The organism is Streptomyces sp. NPDC047886, assembly GCF_043204435.1.
In the GTDB taxonomy this organism is placed as follows: domain Bacteria; phylum Actinomycetota; class Actinomycetes; order Streptomycetales; family Streptomycetaceae; genus Streptomyces.
The window spans coordinates 1-22,911 of sequence record NZ_JBIDCF010000001.1 but is presented as its reverse complement, the minus strand read 5'-3'; the positions used below and the strand labels follow the sequence as shown (position 1 = coordinate 22,911).

Below are 22,911 nucleotides of genomic sequence, written 5' to 3'. Positions count from 1 at the left end.
ACCACCCGCCCCGCGCCCCCCCCCCCCCCCCCCCCCGCGCGCGGGGCGTGGCGCGCGCCCCGCGGCGCCCGGGCCCGGGGGGGGGGGGGGGGGGCGCCCCGCGGGCCCCCCCACGACTCCAGCGTGGAGCGCAGCTCCGCGATATGGCCGGGGTCGGCGTCCGCGAACCTGCGCTGCATGACCCCCGCCAGCTCGCTCGTCGCGACCACATACGTGCCCGAGCCCTGCCGGATGTCCAGCAGACCGTTGTGGGCGAGCGCCCGGACCGCCTCACGGACCGTGTTGCGGGCCACGCCGAGCTGTTCGACCAGCTCCGGCTCGGTCGGGATGCGGGAGCCCACGGGCCACTCGCCCGAGGTGATCTGGTTCCGCAGCTGGGCGATCACCTGGTCGGAGAGTGCCGACCGGCGGGGAGAGCTCAGCGCCATGGTGCTCCTTGTCGATGGGGTTGCCCCGGGAGTCCGGATTGGACAGCCAATCATCCCATGATTCTATGATGGCTTCCATGTCCGACGAGCCGCACACCCAGACACACAGCCAGACACAGGTGATCGACGCCTTCCGCACCGCCGTACCCGCGCCCGCCCGAGGCTCCGCCCGCCCGGCGGTCGCCCCGGCGCCGGGCAGGCCCACCGCCTGGCTCACCCGGCTCCTCGTCGTCGGACTCGTGCTCACCGCCCTCAACCTCCGCCCCGCGATCACCAGCCTCGGCGCACTCCTCGAAGAGGTACGGGTCGGCCTGCACATGAGCGGCGGCGTCGCCGGCGTCCTCACGTCCGTACCGCCGCTGTGCTTCGCCGTCTTCGGCATCACCGCGCCGCGCCTCGCCCGCCGCTTCGGCCCCGCGACCGTCGTCTGCGCCGGCATGGCCGCCGTCGCCGCCGGACTCGCCGTCCGGCCCTTCGCCGGCGGCACGGTCGGCTTCCTCGCCGCCACCGCGCTCGCCCTCATGGGCATCGCCGTCAGCAACGTCCTCATGCCGGTGATCGTCAAGCGGTACTTCCCCGACCGCGTCGGCACCATGACCGGCCTCTACTCGATGGCGCTCGCGCTCGGCACCTCCCTCGCGGCCGCCGCCACCGTGCCCATGACCACCGCCCTCGGCGGCGACTGGCGCGTCGGCCTCGGCGTCTGGGCCGCCCTCGCGGCCCTCGCCGTCCTGCCGTGGCTGCCGCTCCTGCGCGACCGGAAGCGTTCCGGCACGGGCACGGGCACGGGTGCGGGTACGGGCACGGGTACGGGTGCGGGTACGCCGTCCGGCGGCGGCGTCGCCGGCGAGCGGAACCGCAGCGGCCGGGAGACCGCACCCGCGCCCCGGATCATCCGCAGCCGTACGGCGTGGGCGCTCGGCTGCTTCTTCGGCCTCCAGGCCACCGGCGCCTACATCACCATGGGCTGGATGCCGCAGATCTTCCGCGACGCCGGTGTCCCGGCCGGCACGGCGGGCGTGCTCCTCGCGGTCACCATGGTCATGGGCGTCCCGCTCGCCTTCGTCATCCCGCGCCTGGCCGGCCGGATGAGGAACCAGGGCCCCATCGTCGTCGCGCTCGGCCTGTGCGGACTGAGCGGCTACGCCGGGCTGTACGCCGCCCCGGCGGACGGCGCCTGGCTCTGGGCCCTGCTCCTCGGCGTCTCGAACTGCGCCTTCCCGCTCGCCCTCACCATGATCGGCATGCGGTCCCGGAGCGGCGCGGGCGTCGTACGGCTCTCCGCCTTCGCGCAGAGCGTCGGCTACCTCATCTCCATCCCCGGGCCCATCCTGGTCGGCGCCCTGTACCAGCACAGCGGCGGCTGGGAGACCCCGCTCGCCCTGATGATGGGGCTGATGGTGCCGCAGATGGCGGTCGGTGTGCTCGCGGGACGGGACCGGACGATCGAGGACGAGAGCTGAGATGCGAGACTGGGCGACATGCCTGTGCTCGACCCGAACCCCCAGAACGGCCAGAAGAAGCTCCTCGCCGTGCTCGGCGCGATGCTCGCGATCACCGTCGTCATCGGCGTGATCGCCTCTCTCGCCTCCCCGTGATCCCGGACCGCCGACCGCCCCGCCCACCCGCGGCTCCGTCGCCCTCGGTGGACTGCCCCGGGTGTACGTCATGAACCGTGGGGGTGGGGCTGGCACCCCCGACCCCTAGGGGGTCAGGGTCAGGGTGAAGTGGGTGGCTCACCGGATGGGCCCGCCGCGCCATGATCGGTAGCGTCGAGGTACCTCATCGAGACCCGCGCACCCATGGATACGGAGGCGGCCATGTCGGCCCGCACGCACCCCCGGACCCACCCCACCGGCAGTGTCGACGTCCGCCTGCCCTGGTGGGCCCTCGCCCTCCCGGTCGCCGCGTTCGTCGCCCTCTTCCTGCTGATAGCCGGACCCGGCCCCGCGCACGCCACGAGCGGGGAACCGGCCGTCGGCCGGATCCTGGAACAGATCCAGCACACCCTGTCGCGCTAGAGCCCTGGTGCCCCTGGGCCCGGACCGCCGGGCCCGGACCGCCGGGCCGACCGGCGGGCCCGCGTGGCGGACGGCTCACCCGTGCAGGTCGTGCCGGTCAACACCCTGCGCCCATCGGCTGGTTTCATGCGAAGCTGGGGAGCATGAGCGTCGAAACACCCCGAAGGATCGCGCTACTCCGGCATGCCAAGGCCGACTGGCCCCAGGTGTCCGACCATGAGCGGCCGCTCGCCGAGCGAGGCCGCATGGACGCCCCCGTCGCCGGGCGCCGGCTCGCCGAAACCGGGATCACCTTCGATCTGGCCCTGTGCTCGACCGCGGTCAGGACCCGCGAGACCTGGAAACTGGCCGTCCAGGAACTGCCCCGACGCCCCAAGACCGTCTACGAGGAGCGGCTCTACGACGCCTCACTCGGGGAACTCATCGCCCTGCTCAACGAGACCTCCGACGAGGTCGCCGATCTGCTGCTCATCGGCCACAACCCGGGGATGCACGCCCTCGCCGACGCACTCGCGGGCCGTGCGGAGGGCGACACCCTCGCCCGGATGAGCCGGGGCGGCTTCCCGACGTCGGCGTTCGCCGTCGTCGGCTTCAACGGCTCCTGGAAGTCGGTGGAGCACGGCGTGGGCACCCTGATGACCTACTGGGCGCCGCACGAGTGACCGCGGCGCCTACGCGCGCGTACGCCCCGAGGCCCGGACACCGCCAGGTGCCCGGGCCTTCGTCCGTCCGTCCGTGCCCTCGTCCGGTGGCGTGGTCCGCGACGCCGGGTGCCCCAGGTGCCCCGGGTCCGTCGGACCCTGGAACCGTCCCGCGCCCCGTCAGATCCTGGAGGCATCCGCCGCCTCGACCTCTTCGCGGGTGATCCCCAGCAGATAGAGGACGGTGTCCAGGAACGGGACGTTGACCGCCGTGTCCGCGGCCCTGCGTACCACCGGCTTGGCGTTGAAGGCCACACCGAGGCCCGCCGCGTTCAGCATGTCCAGATCGTTCGCGCCGTCCCCGATCGCGACGGTCTGCGCGAGCGGCACACCGGCCTCGGCGGCGAACCGGCGCAGCAGTCGCGCCTTGCCCGCCCGGTCGACGATCTCGCCGGTCACCCGGCCGGTGAACCTGCCGTCCACGACCTCCAGCGTGTTGGCGGAGGCGAAGTCCAGCCCGAGCCGCACCTTGAGGTCGTCCGTGACCTGGGTGAATCCGCCGGACACGACGCCGACTTGATAGCCGAGCCGCTTCAGCGTACGGATCAGCGTGCGGGCACCCGGGGTGAGCCGCACCTCCGCCCGCACCTTGTCCACCACGGATTCGTCCAGCCCCTCCAGCAGCGCCACGCGCGCGTGCAGCGACTGCTCGAAGTCCAGCTCGCCGCGCATCGCGGCGGCGGTGATCTCCGCGACCTGCTCCTCGCAGCCCGCGTGCGCCGCGAAGAGCTCGATCACCTCGTCCTGGATGAGCGTCGAGTCGACGTCCATCACGATCAGCCGCTGCGCCCTGCGGTGCAGGCCCGCCGACACGACGGCCACGTCGACACCGATCTCGTGCGCTTCGGTGGCGAGCGCCGTCCGCAGCGGCTCGGTCTCCGTCCCCGACACCGCGAACTCGACGGCGGTCACCGGATACTTCGCGAGCCGGAAGATACGGTCGATGTTGCCGCCGGTGGCGGTGATGGTGGCCGCTATGGCCGCCGTGTTCTCGGCCGTCAGCGGGTGCCCCAGCACGGTGACATGAGAGCGCCCATGACCGCGCGGACGGTTGTCGCCGGTGCCGGAGATGATCTCCGCCTGGAGCTTCAGCGACTCGGCCCAGCTGTGCACGGTGGCGCGCAGCTCACCCTCCGTGCTGACCGTCGGCTCCGTGACGAGCGCGCACAGGACGATGCGGCCTCGGGTGACGACCTGCTCGATGTCGACGACGTCGACGGAGTAGGCGGCCAGGGTGTCGAACAGCCCGGCGGTGATCCCGGGGCGGTCCTTCCCGAAGATCTTGACGAGAAGGGTGGGAACGTCAGAGGTCTGCGATGCGCTCATGGTCCCCCCACCGTATCGGCCCGGCTGCCGCCGGGCTCCCCCTGTCCCGCGTTACGGACACCGGGCCCCGCCGACCCGGGCCGACCAGGCCACCGGCCCCGGGCCGACCTGGCCTTCCACCGGGGTCGGCCAGGCCATCCACCCTGGCCGACCTGCCCGGACACCCGGGCGGACGCCGGGCCCGATCTGCCCGGACGCCGGGTGACCCGGACCGCGCTAGCGGGACCGCCCGGGACGTCCCGGCGGCGGAGGCCCGTCCGGCGGCGTGTCCTCCGGTCCGTTCCGTCCCGGGCGCGGCGGGGGAGAAGCCCTGACCGTCGGCACCTCGTGAACGTCGCCCGGCACCCGGAGGTAGGGGTTCGTGTCGGGGTTCGGCGGCCGGTACGGCGTCGACGGCCGGTACGGTCCGGGCCCCGGCTCCCCGCCGCCCGCGCCGCGCCCAGCTCCGGGCCCGACCCCACCGACCCCACCAGCCCTACCGACCCCACCAGCCCCACCGACCCCACCAGCCCTACGGGCCCCGGCCGGAACGTCCCGCACCTCTGCTACGCCGGGCGCCCCCGCCACCCCGACTCCCCCCGGCCCCGGCCACAGCATCGGCCCCGCCGAGCCCGCCGCACCGCCCGCGCCCGCCGCACCGATCGGCCCCGCCACCACCGGCCGCAGCGCCGCCCCGCTGCCCGCCGCGCCCAGCGCGTACACGACCACGGCCCCCGCCGCGCCCGCCACCGCACCCCAGGCAGCGCCCACGAGCAGCGCGGCCACCGCGTCACCCGCCAGCGCGAGGCGCGCGTCGAACGCCTCGTACCCCAATACCCGCACCGACGCCCCGACCGACAGCCCCGACAGCCACCCCACCAGCGGCAGCACCGCCGCCGTCACCGCGCCCAGGCGCACCCCGCACCGCCCGGCGAACGCCACAGGACCGAGCCCGCCGGTCGGCGTCCGCACGGCGGCCGACACACCCGCGCACAGCATCAGCACCACGGCGATCACGCCCAGCAGCCACACCCTGCTGTCGAGTTCGGCCAGCCGGGGCAGTGTCACGGCGCCACCGACCCGCCCGCGCAGCAGTTCGCCCAGCGGACCGGGCAACAGCTCCGCGGGCGTGCCCGACGCCTCGCCGTGCCAGGGCACGTGCAGCCCGAGCGTGAACCCGAACCCCACCCCGTTCGGCGCGCCGAGCAGCGCGGCGCCCGCCACCCGCCCCGGATGCTCGGCGCCGACCGCGGCCCACCCCGCCGCCGCGTACCCCGCGCCCACCGCCCCCAGTACCACCGTCACCAGCGCGGAGACGGCGGGCCGCACCACCCGCCGTACGGCGTCGCCCGCGCGCCCGGCCGGCAGGGGCGCCCGCCGCGACACGAGGAGCGCGCACGTGACCACACCCAGGACCCAGGCGCACGCGGCGACCGCCGTGTCCGCCGCTTCCGCACCGAACCCGAACGACGTCCGCGCGGCCACCAGCTGTCCGAGCCGCTCCGGCAGCAGCCCCCGTGCGCCGCCGGCACTCCCGACGCCGGGGAGCCCGACCCCGTCGAACGTGGCGACGTAACGCCCCGCCCACACGGGCCCGCTCATCGCCGCCGAGAAGAGCACCGTCAGCACCCCTATCCGTACGGCCAGTTCACGCGCGGGGACGAACGCGCCCGCCGTGCGCAACGAGCGCAGGAAGACGTACGACAACAGCAGCGCGCCCACCGCCGTCACCCCCAGCGGTATGACGTCGGCGGCCGTCTCCGCCACGACCGGGTCCCGCCCGAACGCGGACACCTCGCCGGATGGCGTCACCGAACCGCCCACGGCCAGCACCATCACGGCGGCCGTCAGCGGGCCGAGCGGGGCCGCCGTGTCCGCCTCCAGCAGCCGTAGTCCGAGCGCCGCGGTACCCGCCATGCCGACCAGGGCCCACCCCACCGCCGCGACCGAGGCCGACAGCACCCCACCCCAGTCGATGCCGCCCCTGCGGATCGCGCCACCACGACCGCGACGACCGTCACCGGTGCCCATGCAGGATCCCCCGATCCCCGAGACCGCTCCCGAGTTGCCCCCTTCACGCATGATCCGTACGGACTCATGCGCCCTCATGGGTGCTTACCACTCTCAGGTGGTGTTTCACCCGAGTCAACGGGCGCTCGGGGCGAGCGGCGCGCGGGCCTGCGCGCTGTCTTCACACGGCCCGACTTTCGAATACGGGACCGGGCCTGAAATAGTTCCTCACGATGTTCGCCATCCCTAGACTCCCAGCGACGGGGGTAACACGGGGGACAACAAGTGGGGCATGGAGTGCCGGAACTCGTACTGGAATTGAACGGAAGGACCTGGGCGCTCGATCCGTCCAGGTCGTACACCCTCGGGCGCGATCCGCAGGGTGACCTGGTGATCGACGACGCCAGGGTCTCGTGGCGGCATGCCACGATCAGCTGGAGCGGCCATGGTTGGGTCATCGAGGACCACGGCTCCACCAACGGCACCTATGTGCAGGGGCAGCGGATCCACCAGATGGAGATCGGCCCGGGTACGGCCGTGCATCTGGGCAACGCCACGGACGGCCCGCGGCTGAATCTGACCGGTGCCGCGGCCGGTGCCGGTGCGGCAGCCGGTGCGGGTGCGGCGGCGGGTGCGAGCGCGGGCGCGTACGGCGCGCACGCCGGCGCCCCGCAGGCGCAGGCGCCGCACGCGCAGGCCGCGGCCCAGGCGCCGTACGCCCCGGCCCAGCAACCGCAGCAGCAGGGCTGGCCCGCTCAGCAGCCGCCCGCTCAGCCGCAGGGCTGGCAGCAGCAGGCGCCGCAGCCGCAGCAGCAGGCGCCCCAGCCGCACATCCCGCAGCAGCAGGGCGGCGGCGCCGCGGGCGCCCCGCCGGTCTACGGCGACCGCAGCCCGACCACGTTCCACCAGCTGGCCCTGGGCCGCGTCATGCGCATCGGCCGTGCGCTGGAGAACGAGCTGGTGGTCTCCGACCTCCAGGTCTCCCGCCACCACGCCGAGTTCACGGCGCACCCCGACGGCCGCTTCGAACTGCGCGACCTGGGCTCGCACAACGGCACGTACGTCAACGGCCAGCCGATCGCCAAGTCGGGCACCGTCCTCATCGGCCCCAACGACATCGTCGGTGTCGGTCACTCGACCTTCCGTATCGTCGGCGACCGCCTCGAGGAGTTCGTGGACACCGGTGAGGTGTCCTTCTCCGCACGCCACCTCACGGTCACGGTGGACGGCGGCAAGCAGATCCTGAAGGACGTCACCTTCGGTGTCCCGGAGAAGTCGCTCATCGGCGTCATCGGCCCGTCCGGTTCCGGAAAGTCGACGCTCCTCAAGGCGCTCACCGGCTACCGGCCCGCCGACCAGGGTGACGTCCTCTACGACAACCGCAGCCTCTACAAGCAGTTCGCCGAGCTGCGCCAGCGCATCGGTCTGGTCCCGCAGGACGACATCCTGCACAAGGAGCTGACCGTCCAGAAGGCGCTGCGGTACGCGGCCAAGCTCCGCTTCCCCGGCGACACCGCCGCGGCCGAGCGCGAGGCCCGCATCGACGAGGTGCTGCGCGAGCTCAAGCTCGACATCCACCGCGAGAAGAAGGTCACCTCCCTCTCCGGTGGTCAGCGCAAGCGCGTGTCCGTCGCCCTGGAGCTGCTGACCAAGCCGTCGCTGATCTTCCTGGACGAGCCGACCTCCGGCCTCGACCCGGGCATGGACCGCGACGTCATGCAGCTGCTGCGCGGCCTCGCCGACGACGGCCGCACGGTCCTCGTCGTCACGCACTCCGTGGCCGAGCTGGGCCTGTGCGACAAGCTCCTCGTGATGGCTCCCGGCGGTTCGGTGGCCTACTTCGGCCCGCCGGAGGAGGCGCTCAACTTCTTCGGCTACGAGACGTGGGCGGATGTGTTCTCGGCCTTCGAGAACTACCGCGACTACGACTGGGCCGGCCGCTGGAAGGGCTCGCAGCACTACCAGCTGTACGCCGCCGACATCGACGCCGTCGCCGCCCAGCCGGTGCAGATGCCGGTGCAGGCGGCGGCGAAGCCGCCCAAGCCGCAGGCGTGGGGCGCGCAGCTGTGGACCCTGATCCGCCGCTACGTCTCGGTGATCGCCTCCGACCGGGGATTCCTCGCCCTGATGGTGATCCTGCCCGCGGTGCTCGGCGCGGTCTCCGTCGTCATCCCGGCCGACTTCGGGCTCGCCCCGCCGACGCCGCCGTCCCGGTTCAACGGCGACGCCGGCACGATCATGCTGATCCTCGCGGTCGGCATGTGCTTCTCCGGCGCGGCCAACTCCGTACGAGAGCTGATCAAGGAACGGGTCATCTACGAACGGGAGCGGGCCACCGGCCTGTCCCGCTCGGCGTACCTGATGTCCAAGGTGATCGTGCTCGGTGTGATCACGGCCTTCCAGGGCCTGATCATCTGCGGTATCGGCTTCGCCACCCGTGAGCTGCCGGCCGAGGGCCTGATCATGCCGCCGGCCCTCGAGATCGGCCTCGTCGTCATCGCGCTCGGCTTCACCTCGATGATGGTCGGCCTCGTCATCTCCTCGCTGGTGAAGACCGCCGAGAAGACCATGCCGCTGCTGGTGATGTTCGCGATCGTCCAGGTCGTCTTCACCGGCATCCTCTTCAAGGTGTACGGCTCGCCGGGCCTGGAGCAGTTCGCCTGGCTCATGCCGTCGCGCTGGGCCATCGCGGGCGCCGGCACGACCCTCGACCTGGCGCACCTGATGCCGCCGTGGGACCACAAGAACCCCACGGACCTCGACCCGCTGTGGGAGCACACCGCGGGCCAGTGGGGCGTCAACGTCACCATCCTGCTGCTGATGGGCGTCGCCTGCGGCTTCGCGGTGGCGCGACTGCTGCGCCGCCACGAGCCCGAGGTCATGCGCAAGTAGCCGCGTGCGGCACATGACGACGAAGGGCGGCACCCCCAGGGGGGTGCCGCCCTTCAGCCATGCCCAGCGCAGCCGTACCTCAGCCGTGCTCAGCCATGCGCGTGTGTCATGCCTGCGGCGTGTCGGGACGCTCAGTAGGCGCTGTTCACGTTGTCCATGGAGCCGTAGCGGTCGGCGGCGTAGTTGCAGGCCGCGACGATGTTGGCCACCGGGTCCCACTGGCTCTTCTTGGTGCCCGGGACGTGGTAGGCGTCGAAGGTCGGCTTGATGACCTGGAGCAGACCGATGGACGGGACGCCGTTCTTGGCGTTGATGTCCCAGTTGTTGATCGCGTTCGGGTTACCGCTGGACTCCCGGATGATGTTGCGGTGGATGCCCTCGTAGCTGCCCGGGATGTTGTGCTTCTTCATGATGTCGAGCGCCTCCCGGATCCAGCCGTCCAGGTTGTTCGCGTAGACGGGCTTGCGGGCGGCGGCGCGGCTCGCCTTGGCCTTCGCCTCGGCGGCGCGCTTCTTCGCGGCGGCCTCCGCCTTGGCCTTCGCCGCAGCCTCGGCCTTGGCCTTGGCGGCGGCGTCGGCCTTCGCCTTGGCGGCGGCCTGCGCCTTGGCCTTGGCGGCGGCGGCCTGCGCCTTGGCCTTGGCGGCGGCGGCCTCGGCCTTGGCCTTGGCGGCGGCCTTCGCCTCGGCGTCGGCGGCGGCCTTCAACTCGATCGCGGACTTCTGGCCGTTGAGGCTCTCCTGGAGCTCGGCGGCCTTGTAGCCGTTCCAGGCGACCTGGGTGGCGGCGACCGTCTCCGTCCCGGCCTCGGCCGACGCGTCGGCCGGAGCCAGGGAGAACGCCAGGGCGGCGGCCGTCACGGTGGCCAGGCCGGCGATCGAGAGCTTCTGGTTCTTCTTGAGACGGCTGAAGCCGGGGGTGCGTGACGCGGACATGCAGTCGTACCTCTTCGAATAGCGGGAGTCGCTGGCCGGGTGGCGCTGCGCCTGCTCGGCGGGCGACGGCTGCAATTCTTAGCGGCCGCAAAATCCTGTGGCAAAGGTGTGACGTACGAAGCCGGATAGTGGATCACGAGGTCTCTCGGAACCGCCCCGGACGGCACCCTCGGCCGGTCCGGTAGCCCTGATCTGACCTTTACGTATCCACTATCCGGCTTCGTAAGTGACCCAGGTCCTATGCGCGGGCTCACATCGGACGTCTAACAGTCTCACCGCCAGTTGCTTCAGCAATGCTGAGCGTGAGCGGGCTCCTCCGGGAGGAGGAGATGGACGTCCCCGAACTCATGCCAGAGGTACCTCCGCCGTACCGCCTCGGTATAAGCCCTGCTCAGCGCCGCGCGGCCGGCCACCGCCTCCAGCATCAGCAGATGCGACGCCTCCGGTTCGTGCAGACCGGTCAGCAGCCCGTCCACCGCGCGCACCCCGCGCGCCGGTGTCACCACCAGATCGGTCCACCCCGACGCCGCCCGTACGACACCGCCGGTGTCCGTCGCCGACTCCAGGGCCCGCACCGCCGTCGTGCCCACGGCGACGATCCGGCCGCCACCCGCCCGTGCCGCGTTCACCAGCCACGCCGTGCTCGCCGGCACCGCGAACCGCTCCGGGTACGGCGGCTCGTGCGCCTCCGCCGACGCGACCCCGGTGTGCAGCGTGAGCGGCGCGAACTGCACCCCCCGGCTCACCAGCCGGGCGACCGTCCCCGCCGTGAAGGGGCGCGCCGCGCTCGGCATCTCCGCCGACCCCGTGCCGTCCGGCGCCGGTACGGCGAACACCGTCTGGTAGGCGCTGAGCGGCTGGTCGCGCGCGGTGTACCCGTACCGGATGGGCCGCCCGTACCGGGCCAGCAGCTCCGGCACCGGGACCGACACCGTCGCCCACCACAGCCGCGCCCCGCCCGCGCTCAGCGGCTCCTCCAGCACCAGCCGCGCCCCGCCCGGCAGCCGGACGCCCGCTCCCGCCGGACCGCCGGCACGTGGCCGGGTCGTCCCCGTACCGCCTGGCCCGTCCGGGGCCCGCAGCTCCACGGCCCACCGCCCGTCGTCCCCGTACGTCGAGAAGTGCACGACGACGAGGTCCCCGCCGAGCCGCCCGGTGACGGCCGCCGCCAGCGTGGGCGAGGTGTTCACCACCAGGACGTCACCGGCCCGCAGCAGCCCCGGCAGCTCCCGGAACGCGTGGTGCGACACCGCGGTACTCCGCGACACCATCAGCCGTACGTCGTCGCGCCCGGTTCCGCGCTGCTCGGCGGGCACCCGCGCGGACAGCTCTTCGGGCACCCGCGCCACCACCGCTCCGCTCACCGCCGAGCCGACCGCCCCGCTCCCCCCGGCGCCGACCGTCCCGCTCACCGGTCCTCCCCCCTGTCGGCGGCCGCCTCGGCCGCCAGCAGCGCGGGGGCCGTGTAGCGCCCGCTCGGGGGGCGGGTGTCCAGCAGGCGCAGGAAGGCCGGCGCGACCGACTCCGGAGAGGGCCGGGGCTCGTCGTCGTCTGGCACGGCGGCCGCGTACATGTCGGTGTCCATGTCGCCCGGGTCCACCGCCCACACCCGCAGCCCCGGCTCCTCGACCGCCAGCACCGCCGCCAGCAGGTCCAGTGCCGCCTTCGACGCCCCGTACCCGCCCCAGGTCCCGTACGCCTCCACCGCCGCGTCCGAGCTGACCGCGATCACCGTCCCCGTCCCACCGGCCCGCAGCAGCGGCAGCGCCTCCTGTACGAGCCCCAGCGCGGCCACCACGTTGGTCTCCAGCGCGGACCGCAGCCCGTCCAGCGGCAGCGCGTCCAGCCGTACGAGCGGCGCGACGCCCAGCACACTCGCGTTGCCCACCAGCAGGTCGAGCCCGCCCAGGTCGCGGGCGGCGGCCACCAGCTCCGCGCGGTGCCCGGCGTCCGTCACGTCGCCGGTCAGCGCGACGACCCGCGTCCCGTACGCCGCCGCCTCCCGCGCGCTCTTCGCCAGCGCCTCCTCCGTCCTCGCGTCCAGCACCAGATCCCAGCCCCGGCGTGCGAGCGCCGCGGCGAGCGCACGCCCGAGCCCCTTCGAAGCACCCGTGATGATCGCGACAGCCATGGTGTCCGTTCCCCTCTCGTCGTTGCCCCCACGGTGGCCCGCCGACCGCGCCCGCCGCCTCGTCCGCAGGCCCGGAACCGTCCGGGACTTCGACCTAGTCCCGGGGACGCAGGCCCCGGCCGTCCCCGGTCCGATACGGACTGTCACCCCCCACCGGTAACGTGAACGCATGACCGATCGACCGCGCTCGGGCCTCGCCGCCGTGAGCACCGCCCTGCTGGCGATGAGCCGCCACCTGGAGGTACGCGACGTCCTCAAGACGATCGTCGCCTCGGCCCGCGAGCTGCTCGACGCGGAGTACGCGGCACTGGGCGTGCCGGACGACCACGGCGGCTTCGCCCAGTTCGTCGTCGACGGCGTCAGCGACGAGCAGTGGAAGGCCATCGGCCCCCTGCCCCGGCAGCACGGCATCCTCGCGGCGATGCTCCACGAGGCGAGGCCGGAACGCCTCGCGGACGTCCGCACGGACCCCCGCTTCGAGGGCTGGCCCGCCGCTCACCCCGAGATGTCCGACTTCCTCGGCTTCCCCATCCGGGACGGCGACGAGACGATCGGGGCGCTGTTCCTCGCCAACAAGCGCTGCCGCGACACGGGCCCGGCCGCCCGGGGCGCCGACCGCGACACGGGCCCGGCCGCCCGGGGCGCCGGCTGCGGCTTCACCGCCGAGGACGAGGAACTGCTCGGCATCCTCGCCCAGCACGCCGCCATCGCCCTCACCAACGCCCGTCTGTACGAGCGGAGCCGGGAGCTCACCATCGCCGAGGAGCGCTCCCGCCTCGCCCACGAGCTGCACGACGCCGTCAGCCAGAAGCTCTTCTCGCTGCGGCTCACCGCCCAGGCCGCCGCCGCCCTGATCGACCGCGATCCCGGCCGGGCCAAGGGCGAGCTCCAGCAGGTCGCCGCGCTCGCGGCCGAGGCCGCCGACGAGCTGCGGGCCGCCGTGGTGGAGCTGCGCCCCGCGGGGCTGGACGAGGACGGCCTGGTCAACACCCTGCGGACACAGATACAGGTCCTGGACCGCGCGCACACCGCCCGCCTCACCTTCGAGAGCCGCGGGGTCCGCGCCCTGCCCGCCGCGCAGGAGGAGGCCATGCTGCGGGTCGCCCAGGAGGCCCTGCACAACGCGCTGCGCCACTCCGGAGCCGGCCTCGTGTCCGTCTCCCTCGTCCGGCGCGGCCAGGGCGCGCTGCTCAGCGTCGTCGACGACGGCGAGGGCTTCGACCCGAGCACCGTCCGCCGGGCGGGCCGCCACCTCGGCCTGGTCTCCATGCGGGACCGGACGAGCGGGGTCGGCGGGCAGCTCACCGTGCACTCGGCGCCCGGGAAGGGCACCACGATCGAGATGGAGGTCCCCGGTGGCTGAGTCCCCGTCCGGCACCAGGCCCCGGATCAGGGTCCTTCTGGTGGACGACCACCAGGTGGTCCGCCGCGGGCTGCGCACGTTCCTGGAGGTCCAGGAGGACATCGAGGTCGTGGGGGAAGCGGCCGACGGCGCCGAGGGCGTCGCCCGCGCCGAGGAGCTCCGGCCCGACGTCGTCCTGATGGACGTCAAGATGCCGGGTACGGACGGCATCGACGCCCTGCGCAAGCTGCGCGAGCTCGCCAACCCGGCCAGGGTGCTGATCGTCACCAGCTTCACCGAACAGCGCACCGTCGTCCCCGCCCTGCGCGCGGGCGCGTCCGGGTACGTCTACAAGGACATAGACCCGGAGGCGCTGGCCGGTGCGATCCGCTCCGTGCACGCGGGCCACGTCCTGCTCCAGCCGGAGGTGGCGGGCGCGCTGCTGTCCCAGGACGACGGCAACGGCGGCACGGGCAGGGGCGGCAGCCTCACCGAACGGGAGCGTGAGGTCCTCGGGCTGATCGCGGACGGCCGCTCCAACCGCGAGATCGCCCGGGCGCTCGTGCTCTCGGAGAAGACCGTCAAGACCCACGTCTCGAACATCCTCATGAAACTGGACCTCGCCGACCGTACGCAGGCCGCGCTGTGGGCCGTACGCCACGGGATGACGGGATAACGCCGAGGCCGACCAGAAGGTTGTCCTCCGATCCGAGATTCATACTGTCGGGTGTATGTCACCCGTCCGGCGCAACCTCGGCGCCGGGCGGCCGTTCTCCATGGCGTGCCGCGGCGATGGCCGTGGCGATGACCAGGAGGAATTTTTCGTGAAGAACCTGAAGAAGGCCGCTGCTGTCACCATGGTCGCCGGTGGGCTCGTCGCCGCCGCCGCGGGTGCCGCCTCCGCCACCGGCGGCGCGCACGCCGACGGCCACGCCGTCAAGTCCCCGGGCGTGGGGTCCGGCAACCTGGTTCAGGCCCCGGTGAACGTCCCGGTGAACATCGTCGGCAACACCGCCACCGTGATCGGCGCCCTGAACCCGGCCTTCGGGAACGACGGCGTCAACCACTGAGTGTCGCTCGACCGGTGACCGGCCCCCAGGCACCCCCGGGGGCCGGTCCCATGTCCGCGCCGCTAGGACGCGCCGCGCTGGAGCTCCTCCACATACGCGTTGTACGCCGCGACCTGCGCCCGCCGGGCCACCCGCTCCACCGGGCGCAGCGCCTCCGCCCGCGCCGCCATCTCCCCGGCGCTCACCGCCCCGCCGTGCCCGTTCTCGTACGCCAGCGAGATCAGCAGACCCACCCGCTGCGCCATCTCCAGCACCCGCACCGCCCGGGGCGGATACCCCGGGGCCAGGACCTCCCGGCGCGCCTCGGCCCGCGCCCGGTACGCGTCCAGCGCCGCCTCCGCCACCGGCCCCGACGCCGCCACGTCGAGCCGCGTCAACACGACCGTCGCCTCCCGCAGGGCCTCCGCGAGCTCCCGCTCCGCCTCGCCCAGCGACGGCACGTCGGCCGGCGGCGCCTCCCGTACCGGCAGGCAGTGCCAGACCACCTCGACGTGCAGGTCCCCGGCGGGCCCCGCCTCGTACACCTCCGGTACGAGCCCGAACGCGGCCCCGTACCCGACGACCGCCTCCTCCGCCTCCAGCGCCCGCGCGTTGAACGGCGGCGGTCCGCTCAACCCCAGCGGATGACCCGGCGCGGGCAGCGCCACCCGCCACCCGGCGACCCCCAGCGCCCGCAGGCGCCCCAGCGCCAGCGTCAGACCGACGGCCGCCGACTCACCCGGCAGCCCCTCCACGCGGTGCACCGCGTCGTCCCCGACAATCGCGAGCGCGGCGTCGTCGGGCGACACCAAACCGGCCAGCAGAGCGTTCCCCCATGCGGCCAACCGTCCTGAACGTGGTTCCGAAAGCATGACCCCACCCTAGGTACCGCCCGGCACGTTCTCCGGCCGGAACAGAACCGTGAGGCGGCCCTCAGCACGGGCACCCTCACCCGGTGGCGTAGGTTTTCCCTGGGAGCTTGCGCCGCCGCAGGCGTGAGCTACGACGAGACTCGACCGCAAGGGGAGACAACGCGCTCATGAGCGATGTACTGGAGCTGGTGGACGTATCCGTGGTCCGCGACGGACGCGCTCTGGTGGACGACGTCTCCTGGTCGGTCAAGGAGGGTGAGCGCTGGGTCATCCTCGGGCCCAACGGGGCGGGCAAGACGACCCTCCTCAACGTCGCGTCGAGCTACCTGTTCCCGAGCAGCGGCACCGCCCGCATCCTCGGCGACCAGCTCGGCAAGGTCGACGTCTTCGAGCTGCGCCCGCGCGTCAGCATGGCGGGCATCGCCATGGCCGAGAAGCTCCCGAAGAAGCAGACGGTCCTCCAGACGGTCCTCACCGCCGCGTACGGCATGACCGCCACCTGGCACGAGGACTACGACACCGTCGACGAGGAGCGCGCCCGCGCCTTCCTCGACCGCCTCGGCATGACGGACTTCCTGGACCGCAGGTTCGGCACCCTCTCCGAGGGCGAGCGCAAGCGCACCCTCATCGCCCGCGCCCTGATGACCGACCCCGAGCTGCTGCTGCTGGACGAGCCGGCCGCCGGCCTCGACCTCGGCGGCCGCGAGGACCTGGTGCGCCGCCTCGGCCGCCTGGCCCGGGACCCGCTGGCCCCCTCCATGCTGATGGTGACCCACCACGTCGAGGAGATCCCGCCCGGCTTCACCCATGTCCTGATGATCCGTCAGGGCAAGGTGCTGGCCGCCGGACCGCTGGAGACCGAGCTGACGTCCCGCAACCTCTCGCTCTGCTTCGGCCTGCCGCTCGTCGTGGAGAGCGTCGGCGACCGCTACACCGCCCAGGGCCTGCCCCTGTCCTGACCCGCCGGGGCCCCGAAGTCCCGGGGCCGTAAGGCCCGCACCACGGGGCCCTCTCGCGCCCTGTCCCGAGAAGGCCCCCCGGTCCTACCATGACCGGGTGGACATCGACGCATGGGTCTGGTGGCTGATCGGCGCGGTGGGACTGGGCATCCCCCTCGTGCTCACGGCGATGCCGGAATTCGGAATGTTCTCCGTCGGGGCCGTCGCCGGAGCCGTCACGGCGGGCCTCGGCTTCGGCGTGGTCGCCCAAGTGGTGGTCTTCGTCGTCGTCTCCGTCGCGCTCCTCGCGGTGGTACGCCCGATCGCCGCACGTCACCGCGGCGGACAGGCGCAACACCCCACCGGCATCGACGCGCTGAAAGGGCGTCAAGCCGTCGTTCTGGAACGCGTCGACGGAAGCGGGGGACGTATCAAGCTCGCCGGCGAGGTCTGGTCGGCCAGAGCCCTCGACGCCACCCGGACGTTCGAACCGGGAGAGCAGGTCGACGTGGTCGAGATCGACGGGGCCACCGCCGTCGTCATCTGACGTGCGCCGCCCAGCCGTTCGGCCGCCCACCCGGCGGCCACCCACCCGAACCGACCTGGCCGAACCGACCTGGCCGAACCGGGCGCGTGACCACGCGCCGTCTGGGAAGATCGATCATCGAAACCAACCGGCAGTCAACCGGCAGCGAAGGGCACGGGGAGCACGATGCCATCAGTCATCATCGTTCTGGTCATCCTGGTGGTGCTTGTCTTCATCGCCCTGATCAAGACGATCCAGGTCATCCCACAGGCGAGCGCCGCCATCGTCGAGCGCTTCGGCCGCTACACCCGAACCCTCAACGCGGGCCTCAACATCGTCGTCCCGTTCATCGACACGATCCGCAACCGCATCGACCTGCGTGAACAGGTCGTCCCCTTCCCGCCCCAGCCGGTGATCACCCAGGACAACCTGGTCGTCAACATCGACACCGTCATCTACTACCAGGTCACCGACGCCCGTGCCGCGACCTACGAGGTCGCCAGCTACATCCAGGCCATCGAGCAGCTCACCGTCACCACACTCCGCAACATCATCGGCGGCATGGACCTGGAACGCACCCTCACCTCCCGCGAGGAGATCAACGCGGCCCTGCGCGGCGTCCTCGACGAAGCCACCGGCAAGTGGGGCATCCGCGTCAACCGCGTCGAACTGAAGGCCATCGAGCCCCCGACCTCCATCCAGGACTCGATGGAGAAGCAGATGCGCGCCGACCGTGACAAGCGCGCCGCGATCCTCACCGCCGAGGGCATCCGCCAGTCGCAGATCCTGACCGCGGAAGGCGAGAAGCAGTCGGCGATCCTCCGCGCCGAAGGCGAGGCCAAGGCGGCCGCCCTCCGCGCCGAGGGCGAGGCCCAGGCCGTCCGTACGGTCTTCGAGGCCATCCACGCCGGAGACCCCGACCAGAAGCTGCTCTCCTACCAGTACCTCCAGATGCTTCCGAAGATCGCCGAGGGCGACGCCAACAAGCTCTGGATCGTGCCCAGCGAGATCGGTGACGCGCTCAAGGGCCTCTCCGGAGCCTTCGGCAACCTCGGCAGCGGCGCACCCGGCTTCAACACCGGCAAGGACCAGCGCCGCGAGGAACCCCCCGTCGACTGAGCCCCCGTCCCCTCGTGCATGATCGGTTCACCACGCACCGACCACGCACGGGGGACACCATGACGATCTGGGAGATGCTCGCCGTCCTCACGGCCGGCATCGCCGCCGGCACCATCAACGCCATCGTCGGCTCGGGCACCCTCATCACCTTCCCGGTGCTGCTCGCCGCCGGCCTCCCACCCGTCACCGCGACCGTCTCCAACGCCCTCGGCCTCGTACCCGGCGCGATCAGCGGCGCCATCGGCTACCGCGCCGAACTCACCGGCCAGCGCCGCCGCGTCCTGCGGCTCGGCGTCGCGGCCGCCGTCGGCGGACTCACCGGCGCCATACTGCTCACCCTGCTGCCCTCGACCGCCTTCGAGACGATCGTCCCCGTCCTCGTCACGCTGGCCCTGGTCCTCGTCGTCCTGCAGCCCCGCATCTCCCGCGCCGTCCAGCGCCGCCGCGACCGCGAAGGCACCACACCCGCCGGCGACGGCGGCCCCCTCCTCTTCACGGGCCTCCTCCTCGCCAGCGTCTACGGCGGCTACTTCACCGCGGCCCAAGGGGTCATCTACCTCTCCCTCATGGGCATGCTCCTCCACGACAGCCTGCAGCGCCTCAACGCCGTGAAGAACGTCCTCGCGGCCATCGTCAACTCCATCGCCGCCCTGTTCTTCGTCTTCGCCGCCCACTTCGACTGGACAGCCGTCGCCCTCATCGCCGTGGGCTCCACCCTCGGCGGCCAACTCGGCGCCCGCGTCGGCCGCCGCCTGCCCCCCAAGGTCCTCAGGGCGGTCATCGTCGTGGTGGGTACCGTCGCCGTCGTCCAGCTCCTGCTCCGCTGACACCGCCACCAGACCCCCGACGCGAAAGACCCGCCCCCGGCCGACCGGCCCCGACCACTCGGCCGCCCGATCACCCGACGACGGGCCTCCCCACGCCACCGCGACGCACTCCCCGCGCTACGTCACACACCCCGCGCTGCCTCACGCGGCCTGCTGCGCCAGCCACTCCGGCAGCTCCGACCGCTCACCGGCACGCAACGCCAACAGCATCGCGTCCGCCGGCGTCGGTACGAACGGCTGGTGCAGCAACGGCATCCCCGCCTGCTCCGGCGTACGGTCCGCCTTGCGGTGATTGTCCTCCGCGCAGGACGCCACCGTGTTCAACCAGCTGTCACCACCGCCCTGCGCCCGCGGCACCACATGGTCCACGGTCGTCGCGCGCCTGCCGCAGTACGCGCACCTGTGCTGGTCCCGTACCAGCACACCCCTCCGCGACCACGGCGCCTGTCTTCGGAACGGCACCCGGACGTACCGGCAGAGCCTGATCACCCGCGGCACCGGCAGATCGACCGCGGCCGCGCGCACACGAAGATCCGGATGGGACTGTTCGACCACGGCCTTGTCCTGAAGCACCAGCACCACCGCACGGTTGAGTGTCACCGTCGACAGCGGCTCGAAGCTCGCGTTCAGTACCAGCGTGTCCCGCATCTGCGCCCACCTCCCGTGTGCCGGCCCAGCCCAGTCGGCGGGCCTTGGGCTCGGATCAACTCTGGCCGGGCGCGCCGGGTTGAACAACGCAATATCCGTGCTTCCCAAGGAGCGACCCCCAGGCCCCCGGCACAAAAATGCCCGCTCCTGATCTCTCCAAGACCAGAAGCGGGCAAACAACGAGCGAACGTTCAGCTCTCCGCCGGAGCCGCGTACTCACCGATGAGCTGAGCACGCGCCAGCGTGTGGAACCGCAGATGGAAGCCCACGACCGCCGGCGAAGCATCGCCGTCCGGACCCAGCTTCTCCGTGTCCACCGCGTACACCGTGAACACATACCGGTGCGCCGGATCCCCGGCGGGCGGCGCCGCACCCCCGAAGTCCCTCGACCCGTAGTCGTTGCGGACGTGCACCGCGCCATCGGGCAACCCGTCGAACTTCCCGCCGCCCGCCCCCACGGGCAGCTCCGTCACCGTCGCGGGGATGTCGAACAGCACCCAGTGCCAGAACCCGCTGCCGGTCGGCGCGTCGGGGTCGAAGCACGTCACGGCGAAGCTCTTCGTCTCCGCCGGGAAGCCCTCCCACCGCAGATGCGGCGACGTGTTCCCCTCCGCGTACACCTGCGCGTCCGCCAGCACACCACCCGCCGCGACATCGTCGCTCACCACCGTGAACGACGGCACCGGCGGATGGAAATCATGGGGGAGCGGTGCTCGCTTCGCCTCGGCCACCTCGGACCCTCCGTCTCTGGTCTGCTGCTTCTCCACCGTCAGAATGCCCGAGCCTAGAGCCAGTTGCGCCGACCGCCGACATCGGCGAGCCACTGGTTGAGATACGCGGCCCAGTCCGTGCCCTGGAAGTCGTGCAGCCCCACCGTGAACGCCCGGTACGAGTCGCTGCCCTCGCTGAACAGCCCGCCCTTCTTGTCCATCTCCAGGATCACGTCCATCTCGCGGTCGTCCGCCACGAACGACAGCTCCACCTGGTGCAGGCCCCGGTACTGCTGCGGCGGCAGGAACTCGATCTCCTGGTAGAACGGCAGGCGCTGCCGCGTCCCCCGGATGTGCCCCCGCTCCATGTCCGCGCTCTTGAAACGGAAGCCCAGCTGGATGAAGGCGTCCAGGATCGCCTGCTGCGCCGGCAGGGGGTGCACGTTGATCGGGTCGAGGTCCGTCGAGTCCACCGCGCGCGCGATGGCAAGCTCGGTCGTCACCCCGATGTTCATGCCGTGCAGCTGCTGCCCCGAGATGCAGGTGACCGGCGTCTCCCACGGGATCTCCAGCCCGAACGGCACCACGTGCACCGCTCCCGGCTCGACGGTGAAGGCCCCACCGAGCTGCACCTTGGCGAACTCGATGTCCTGCTTGACCTCCTGATCACCGCCCTCGACCTCGACCCGCGCCTGGAGGCCGATGGACAGGCCCTGGATGTCCTGAGCCACCTTGCCGCCCTCGAGGTGCACCTCACCCTGGACGACACCGCCCGGCACCACGTTCGCCTCGTTGAGGATCGTCTCGACCGACGCGCCCCCCGCACCGAGGCTCGCGAGCAGCTTCTTGAAGCCCATCTTCACTCCCTTACTAGTCCGTAGCTCCATCTACGCGTACGCGCGCACGACCGTAGCCGGTTCCGTCCGCGCCACACCCAAGTACGCTCGTACAACATGATCGAGAGCCCCGACCGTACGCCGCTTCCCCGGGACTTCTTCGACCGCCCCGTGCTCGAAGTCGCCCCGGACCTCCTCGGCCGGACCCTCGTACGGATGACGGACGACGGCCCCATCGAGGTGCGCCTCACCGAAGTGGAGGCATACGCGGGCGAGGCCGACCCCGGCTCGCACGCCTACCGGGGCCGCACCGCACGGAACGCGGTGATGTTCGGCCCGCCCGGACACGCCTATGTCTACTTCACGTACGGCATGTGGCACTGCTTGAACCTGGTGTGCGGTCCCGAGGGCTCGGCGAGCGGCGTCCTGCTGCGCGCCGGCGAGGTCAGGACAGGCCACGAGCTCGCCCGGCACCGCCGGCTCTCGGCCCGCCACGACAGGGAACTGGCCAAGGGCCCCGCCCGGCTCGCCACGGCCCTCGACGTCGACCGGACCCTCGACGGCACCGACGCCTGCGCCGGCGCCCGCTCCCCCCTGTCGATACTGACGGGTACGCCGGTCCCGGCCGATCAGGTACGCAGTGGCCCCCGCACCGGAGTGGGCGGCGAAGGGGCCGCGCACCCCTGGCGCTTCTGGATCGACGGCGACCCGACGGTCAGCCCCTACCGGGCCCACACACCACGCAGGCGACGGGCTTGACTCCGGGCACGGAACCGCCTAATGTCGACCGAGCCGCAAGAGCCGGGCCGCTGTATCAGCCACCCGGGGGCGGCCACCCACTACCTACGATCTTCCCTAACGGGGTTCAATTCTGGCGTGCCGGAATTCCTCCCCTGCGGCTCGATTATGAGCCGCCTGGGAAATGAGCTAAAGTAGTGGACACGCCGAAAGGCGAAAGGCCCTCCAACGGCCACCGGAAACAGAATCCGACCGGAAACGGAACGGGAAAAGGATCTGGTAAGGTTGGAAACACCGAAGGGAAGCGCCCGGAGGAAAGCCCCAGAGAGTCTCTGCGGGTGAGTACAAAGGAAGCGTCCGTTCCTTGAGAACTCAACAGCGTGCCAAAAATCAACGCCAGATTAGTTGATACCCCGTCTCCATCACGGAGATGAGGTTCCTTTGAAGAAAACACAGCGAGGACGCTGTGAACGGCCGGGACTATTCCTCCTGGCTGTTCCGCTCAACGCGAGTGTCACCCGATAACGGGTAAACATTCACGGAGAGTTTGATCCTGGCTCAGGACGAACGCTGGCGGCGTGCTTAACACATGCAAGTCGAACGATGAACCCGCTTCGGTGGGGGATTAGTGGCGAACGGGTGAGTAACACGTGGGCAATCTGCCCTGCACTCTGGGACAAGCCCTGGAAACGGGGTCTAATACCGGATAACACTGCGGACCGCATGGTCTGCGGTTGAAAGCTCCGGCGGTGCAGGATGAGCCCGCGGCCTATCAGCTTGTTGGTGGGGTGATGGCCTACCAAGGCGACGACGGGTAGCCGGCCTGAGAGGGCGACCGGCCACACTGGGACTGAGACACGGCCCAGACTCCTACGGGAGGCAGCAG

The 22,911-nt window shown here is 72.0% G+C and carries 23 protein-coding genes and 1 rRNA gene; 14 read left to right on the top strand and 10 right to left on the bottom strand.

Annotated features, from left to right (window positions below; translation table 11 throughout):
- On the bottom strand, positions 1-428 hold a 428-nt coding region (locus tag ACGF5U_RS00120), incomplete at its 3' end, for a FadR/GntR family transcriptional regulator (RefSeq protein WP_392818299.1).
- A gap of 77 nt (positions 429-505) precedes the next feature.
- Between ACGF5U_RS00120 and ACGF5U_RS00115 the strand changes: the two genes are divergently transcribed.
- From ACGF5U_RS00115 to ACGF5U_RS00100, 4 genes are all read left to right on the top strand, one after another.
- The gene (locus ACGF5U_RS00115; RefSeq protein WP_392718896.1) at positions 506-1,891 is read left to right on the top strand and encodes a CynX/NimT family MFS transporter; all 1,386 of its coding nucleotides are present in this window, start codon (positions 506-508) and stop codon (positions 1,889-1,891) included.
- 18 nt (positions 1,892-1,909) lie between these two features.
- Entirely contained in the window at positions 1,910-2,026 is a 117-nt protein-coding gene (locus ACGF5U_RS00110; RefSeq protein WP_392718898.1) for an SGM_5486 family transporter-associated protein, read from the top strand.
- 222 nt (positions 2,027-2,248) lie between these two features.
- Complete coding sequence (locus tag ACGF5U_RS00105) at positions 2,249-2,449, top strand: hypothetical protein (RefSeq protein WP_392718900.1); 201 nt, start codon at positions 2,249-2,251, stop codon at positions 2,447-2,449.
- Between the two features lie 143 nt (positions 2,450-2,592).
- Positions 2,593-3,111 carry a SixA phosphatase family protein gene (locus tag ACGF5U_RS00100; RefSeq protein ID WP_392718902.1) on the top strand — a complete coding sequence of 173 codons (519 nt, stop codon included), beginning with the start codon at positions 2,593-2,595 and terminating at the stop codon, positions 3,109-3,111.
- A 159-nt stretch (positions 3,112-3,270) separates the two neighbouring features.
- Here ACGF5U_RS00100 and serB read toward each other — a convergent pair whose 3' ends face one another.
- Both serB and ACGF5U_RS00090 read right to left on the bottom strand, forming a co-directional pair.
- Complete coding sequence (gene serB / locus ACGF5U_RS00095) at positions 3,271-4,476, bottom strand: phosphoserine phosphatase SerB (protein ID WP_392718904.1); 1,206 nt, start codon at positions 4,474-4,476, stop codon at positions 3,271-3,273.
- Positions 4,477-4,692: 216 nt separating this feature from the next.
- Positions 4,693-6,486, bottom strand: coding sequence for a streptophobe family protein (locus ACGF5U_RS00090; protein WP_392718906.1), 1,794 nt, complete (start codon positions 6,484-6,486; stop codon positions 4,693-4,695).
- A 264-nt stretch (positions 6,487-6,750) separates the two neighbouring features.
- Here ACGF5U_RS00090 and ACGF5U_RS00085 point away from each other — a divergent pair, with 264 nt between their 5' ends.
- Positions 6,751-9,357: an FHA domain-containing protein gene (locus ACGF5U_RS00085; RefSeq protein ID WP_392718908.1), complete on the top strand. Its 2,607-nt coding sequence runs from the start codon at positions 6,751-6,753 to the stop codon at positions 9,355-9,357.
- Positions 9,358-9,488: 131 nt separating this feature from the next.
- Here ACGF5U_RS00085 and ACGF5U_RS00080 read toward each other — a convergent pair whose 3' ends face one another.
- The 3 genes from ACGF5U_RS00080 to ACGF5U_RS00070 form a co-directional block, all read right to left on the bottom strand.
- Positions 9,489-10,289 (bottom strand): lytic transglycosylase, encoded by an 801-nt coding sequence (locus ACGF5U_RS00080; protein WP_392718910.1) that lies wholly within the window; start codon positions 10,287-10,289, stop codon positions 9,489-9,491.
- 287 nt (positions 10,290-10,576) lie between these two features.
- Positions 10,577-11,701, bottom strand: coding sequence for an S-adenosylmethionine:tRNA ribosyltransferase-isomerase (locus ACGF5U_RS00075; protein ID WP_392718913.1), 1,125 nt, complete (start codon positions 11,699-11,701; stop codon positions 10,577-10,579).
- Entirely contained in the window at positions 11,698-12,420 is a 723-nt protein-coding gene (locus tag ACGF5U_RS00070; protein ID WP_392718915.1) for an SDR family NAD(P)-dependent oxidoreductase, read from the bottom strand. The genes ACGF5U_RS00075 and ACGF5U_RS00070 overlap by 4 nt, the downstream gene beginning before the upstream one ends.
- A 169-nt stretch (positions 12,421-12,589) precedes the next feature.
- On the opposite strand from ACGF5U_RS00070, the gene ACGF5U_RS00065 reads away from it, so the two are divergent.
- The 3 genes from ACGF5U_RS00065 (at position 12,590) to ACGF5U_RS00055 (ending at position 14,832) form a co-directional block, all read left to right on the top strand.
- Positions 12,590-13,783, top strand: coding sequence for a histidine kinase (locus ACGF5U_RS00065; RefSeq protein ID WP_392718917.1), 1,194 nt, complete (start codon positions 12,590-12,592; stop codon positions 13,781-13,783).
- Positions 13,776-14,438, top strand: a complete 663-nt coding sequence (locus ACGF5U_RS00060) for a response regulator (protein WP_392718919.1) — start codon at positions 13,776-13,778, stop codon at positions 14,436-14,438. The genes ACGF5U_RS00065 and ACGF5U_RS00060 overlap by 8 nt, the downstream gene beginning before the upstream one ends.
- Before the next feature lie 148 nt (positions 14,439-14,586).
- Positions 14,587-14,832 (top strand): chaplin, encoded by a 246-nt coding sequence (locus tag ACGF5U_RS00055; RefSeq protein ID WP_392718921.1) that lies wholly within the window; start codon positions 14,587-14,589, stop codon positions 14,830-14,832.
- A 62-nt stretch (positions 14,833-14,894) separates the two neighbouring features.
- Here ACGF5U_RS00055 and ACGF5U_RS00050 read toward each other — a convergent pair whose 3' ends face one another.
- Complete coding sequence (locus ACGF5U_RS00050) at positions 14,895-15,683, bottom strand: hypothetical protein (RefSeq protein WP_392718923.1); 789 nt, start codon at positions 15,681-15,683, stop codon at positions 14,895-14,897.
- 167 nt (positions 15,684-15,850) lie between these two features.
- Between ACGF5U_RS00050 and ACGF5U_RS00045 the strand changes: the two genes are divergently transcribed.
- The 4 genes from ACGF5U_RS00045 (at position 15,851) to ACGF5U_RS00030 (ending at position 19,093) form a co-directional block, all read left to right on the top strand.
- Entirely contained in the window at positions 15,851-16,642 is a 792-nt protein-coding gene (locus ACGF5U_RS00045) for an ABC transporter ATP-binding protein (protein WP_392718925.1), read from the top strand.
- A gap of 97 nt (positions 16,643-16,739) precedes the next feature.
- Entirely contained in the window at positions 16,740-17,168 is a 429-nt protein-coding gene (locus ACGF5U_RS00040; protein ID WP_392718927.1) for an NfeD family protein, read from the top strand.
- Between the two features lie 165 nt (positions 17,169-17,333).
- Positions 17,334-18,266, top strand: coding sequence for an SPFH domain-containing protein (locus tag ACGF5U_RS00035; protein WP_392718929.1), 933 nt, complete (start codon positions 17,334-17,336; stop codon positions 18,264-18,266).
- Positions 18,267-18,325: 59 nt separating this feature from the next.
- A complete protein-coding gene (locus ACGF5U_RS00030; RefSeq protein WP_392718931.1) occupies positions 18,326-19,093 on the top strand; it encodes a sulfite exporter TauE/SafE family protein in 768 nt (255 codons plus the stop codon).
- A 141-nt stretch (positions 19,094-19,234) separates the two neighbouring features.
- Here the strand turns inward: ACGF5U_RS00030 and ACGF5U_RS00025 are convergent, their stop codons facing one another.
- The 3 genes from ACGF5U_RS00025 to ACGF5U_RS00015 all read right to left on the bottom strand — a co-directional run bounded on the left by ACGF5U_RS00025 (position 19,235) and on the right by ACGF5U_RS00015 (position 21,308).
- Positions 19,235-19,741 (bottom strand): HNH endonuclease, encoded by a 507-nt coding sequence (locus ACGF5U_RS00025; protein WP_392718933.1) that lies wholly within the window; start codon positions 19,739-19,741, stop codon positions 19,235-19,237.
- A gap of 191 nt (positions 19,742-19,932) precedes the next feature.
- Positions 19,933-20,472 carry a YbhB/YbcL family Raf kinase inhibitor-like protein gene (locus tag ACGF5U_RS00020; RefSeq protein ID WP_392718935.1) on the bottom strand — a complete coding sequence of 180 codons (540 nt, stop codon included), beginning with the start codon at positions 20,470-20,472 and terminating at the stop codon, positions 19,933-19,935.
- A gap of 53 nt (positions 20,473-20,525) precedes the next feature.
- Positions 20,526-21,308 carry a sporulation protein gene (locus ACGF5U_RS00015; RefSeq protein WP_392718937.1) on the bottom strand — a complete coding sequence of 261 codons (783 nt, stop codon included), beginning with the start codon at positions 21,306-21,308 and terminating at the stop codon, positions 20,526-20,528.
- 96 nt (positions 21,309-21,404) lie between these two features.
- Here ACGF5U_RS00015 and ACGF5U_RS00010 point away from each other — a divergent pair, with 96 nt between their 5' ends.
- Both ACGF5U_RS00010 and ACGF5U_RS00005 read left to right on the top strand, forming a co-directional pair.
- A complete protein-coding gene (locus tag ACGF5U_RS00010) occupies positions 21,405-22,046 on the top strand; it encodes a DNA-3-methyladenine glycosylase (RefSeq protein ID WP_392718939.1) in 642 nt (213 codons plus the stop codon).
- Positions 22,047-22,560: 514 nt separating this feature from the next.
- Positions 22,561-22,911, top strand: a 16S ribosomal RNA gene (locus ACGF5U_RS00005); the annotation flags it as partial.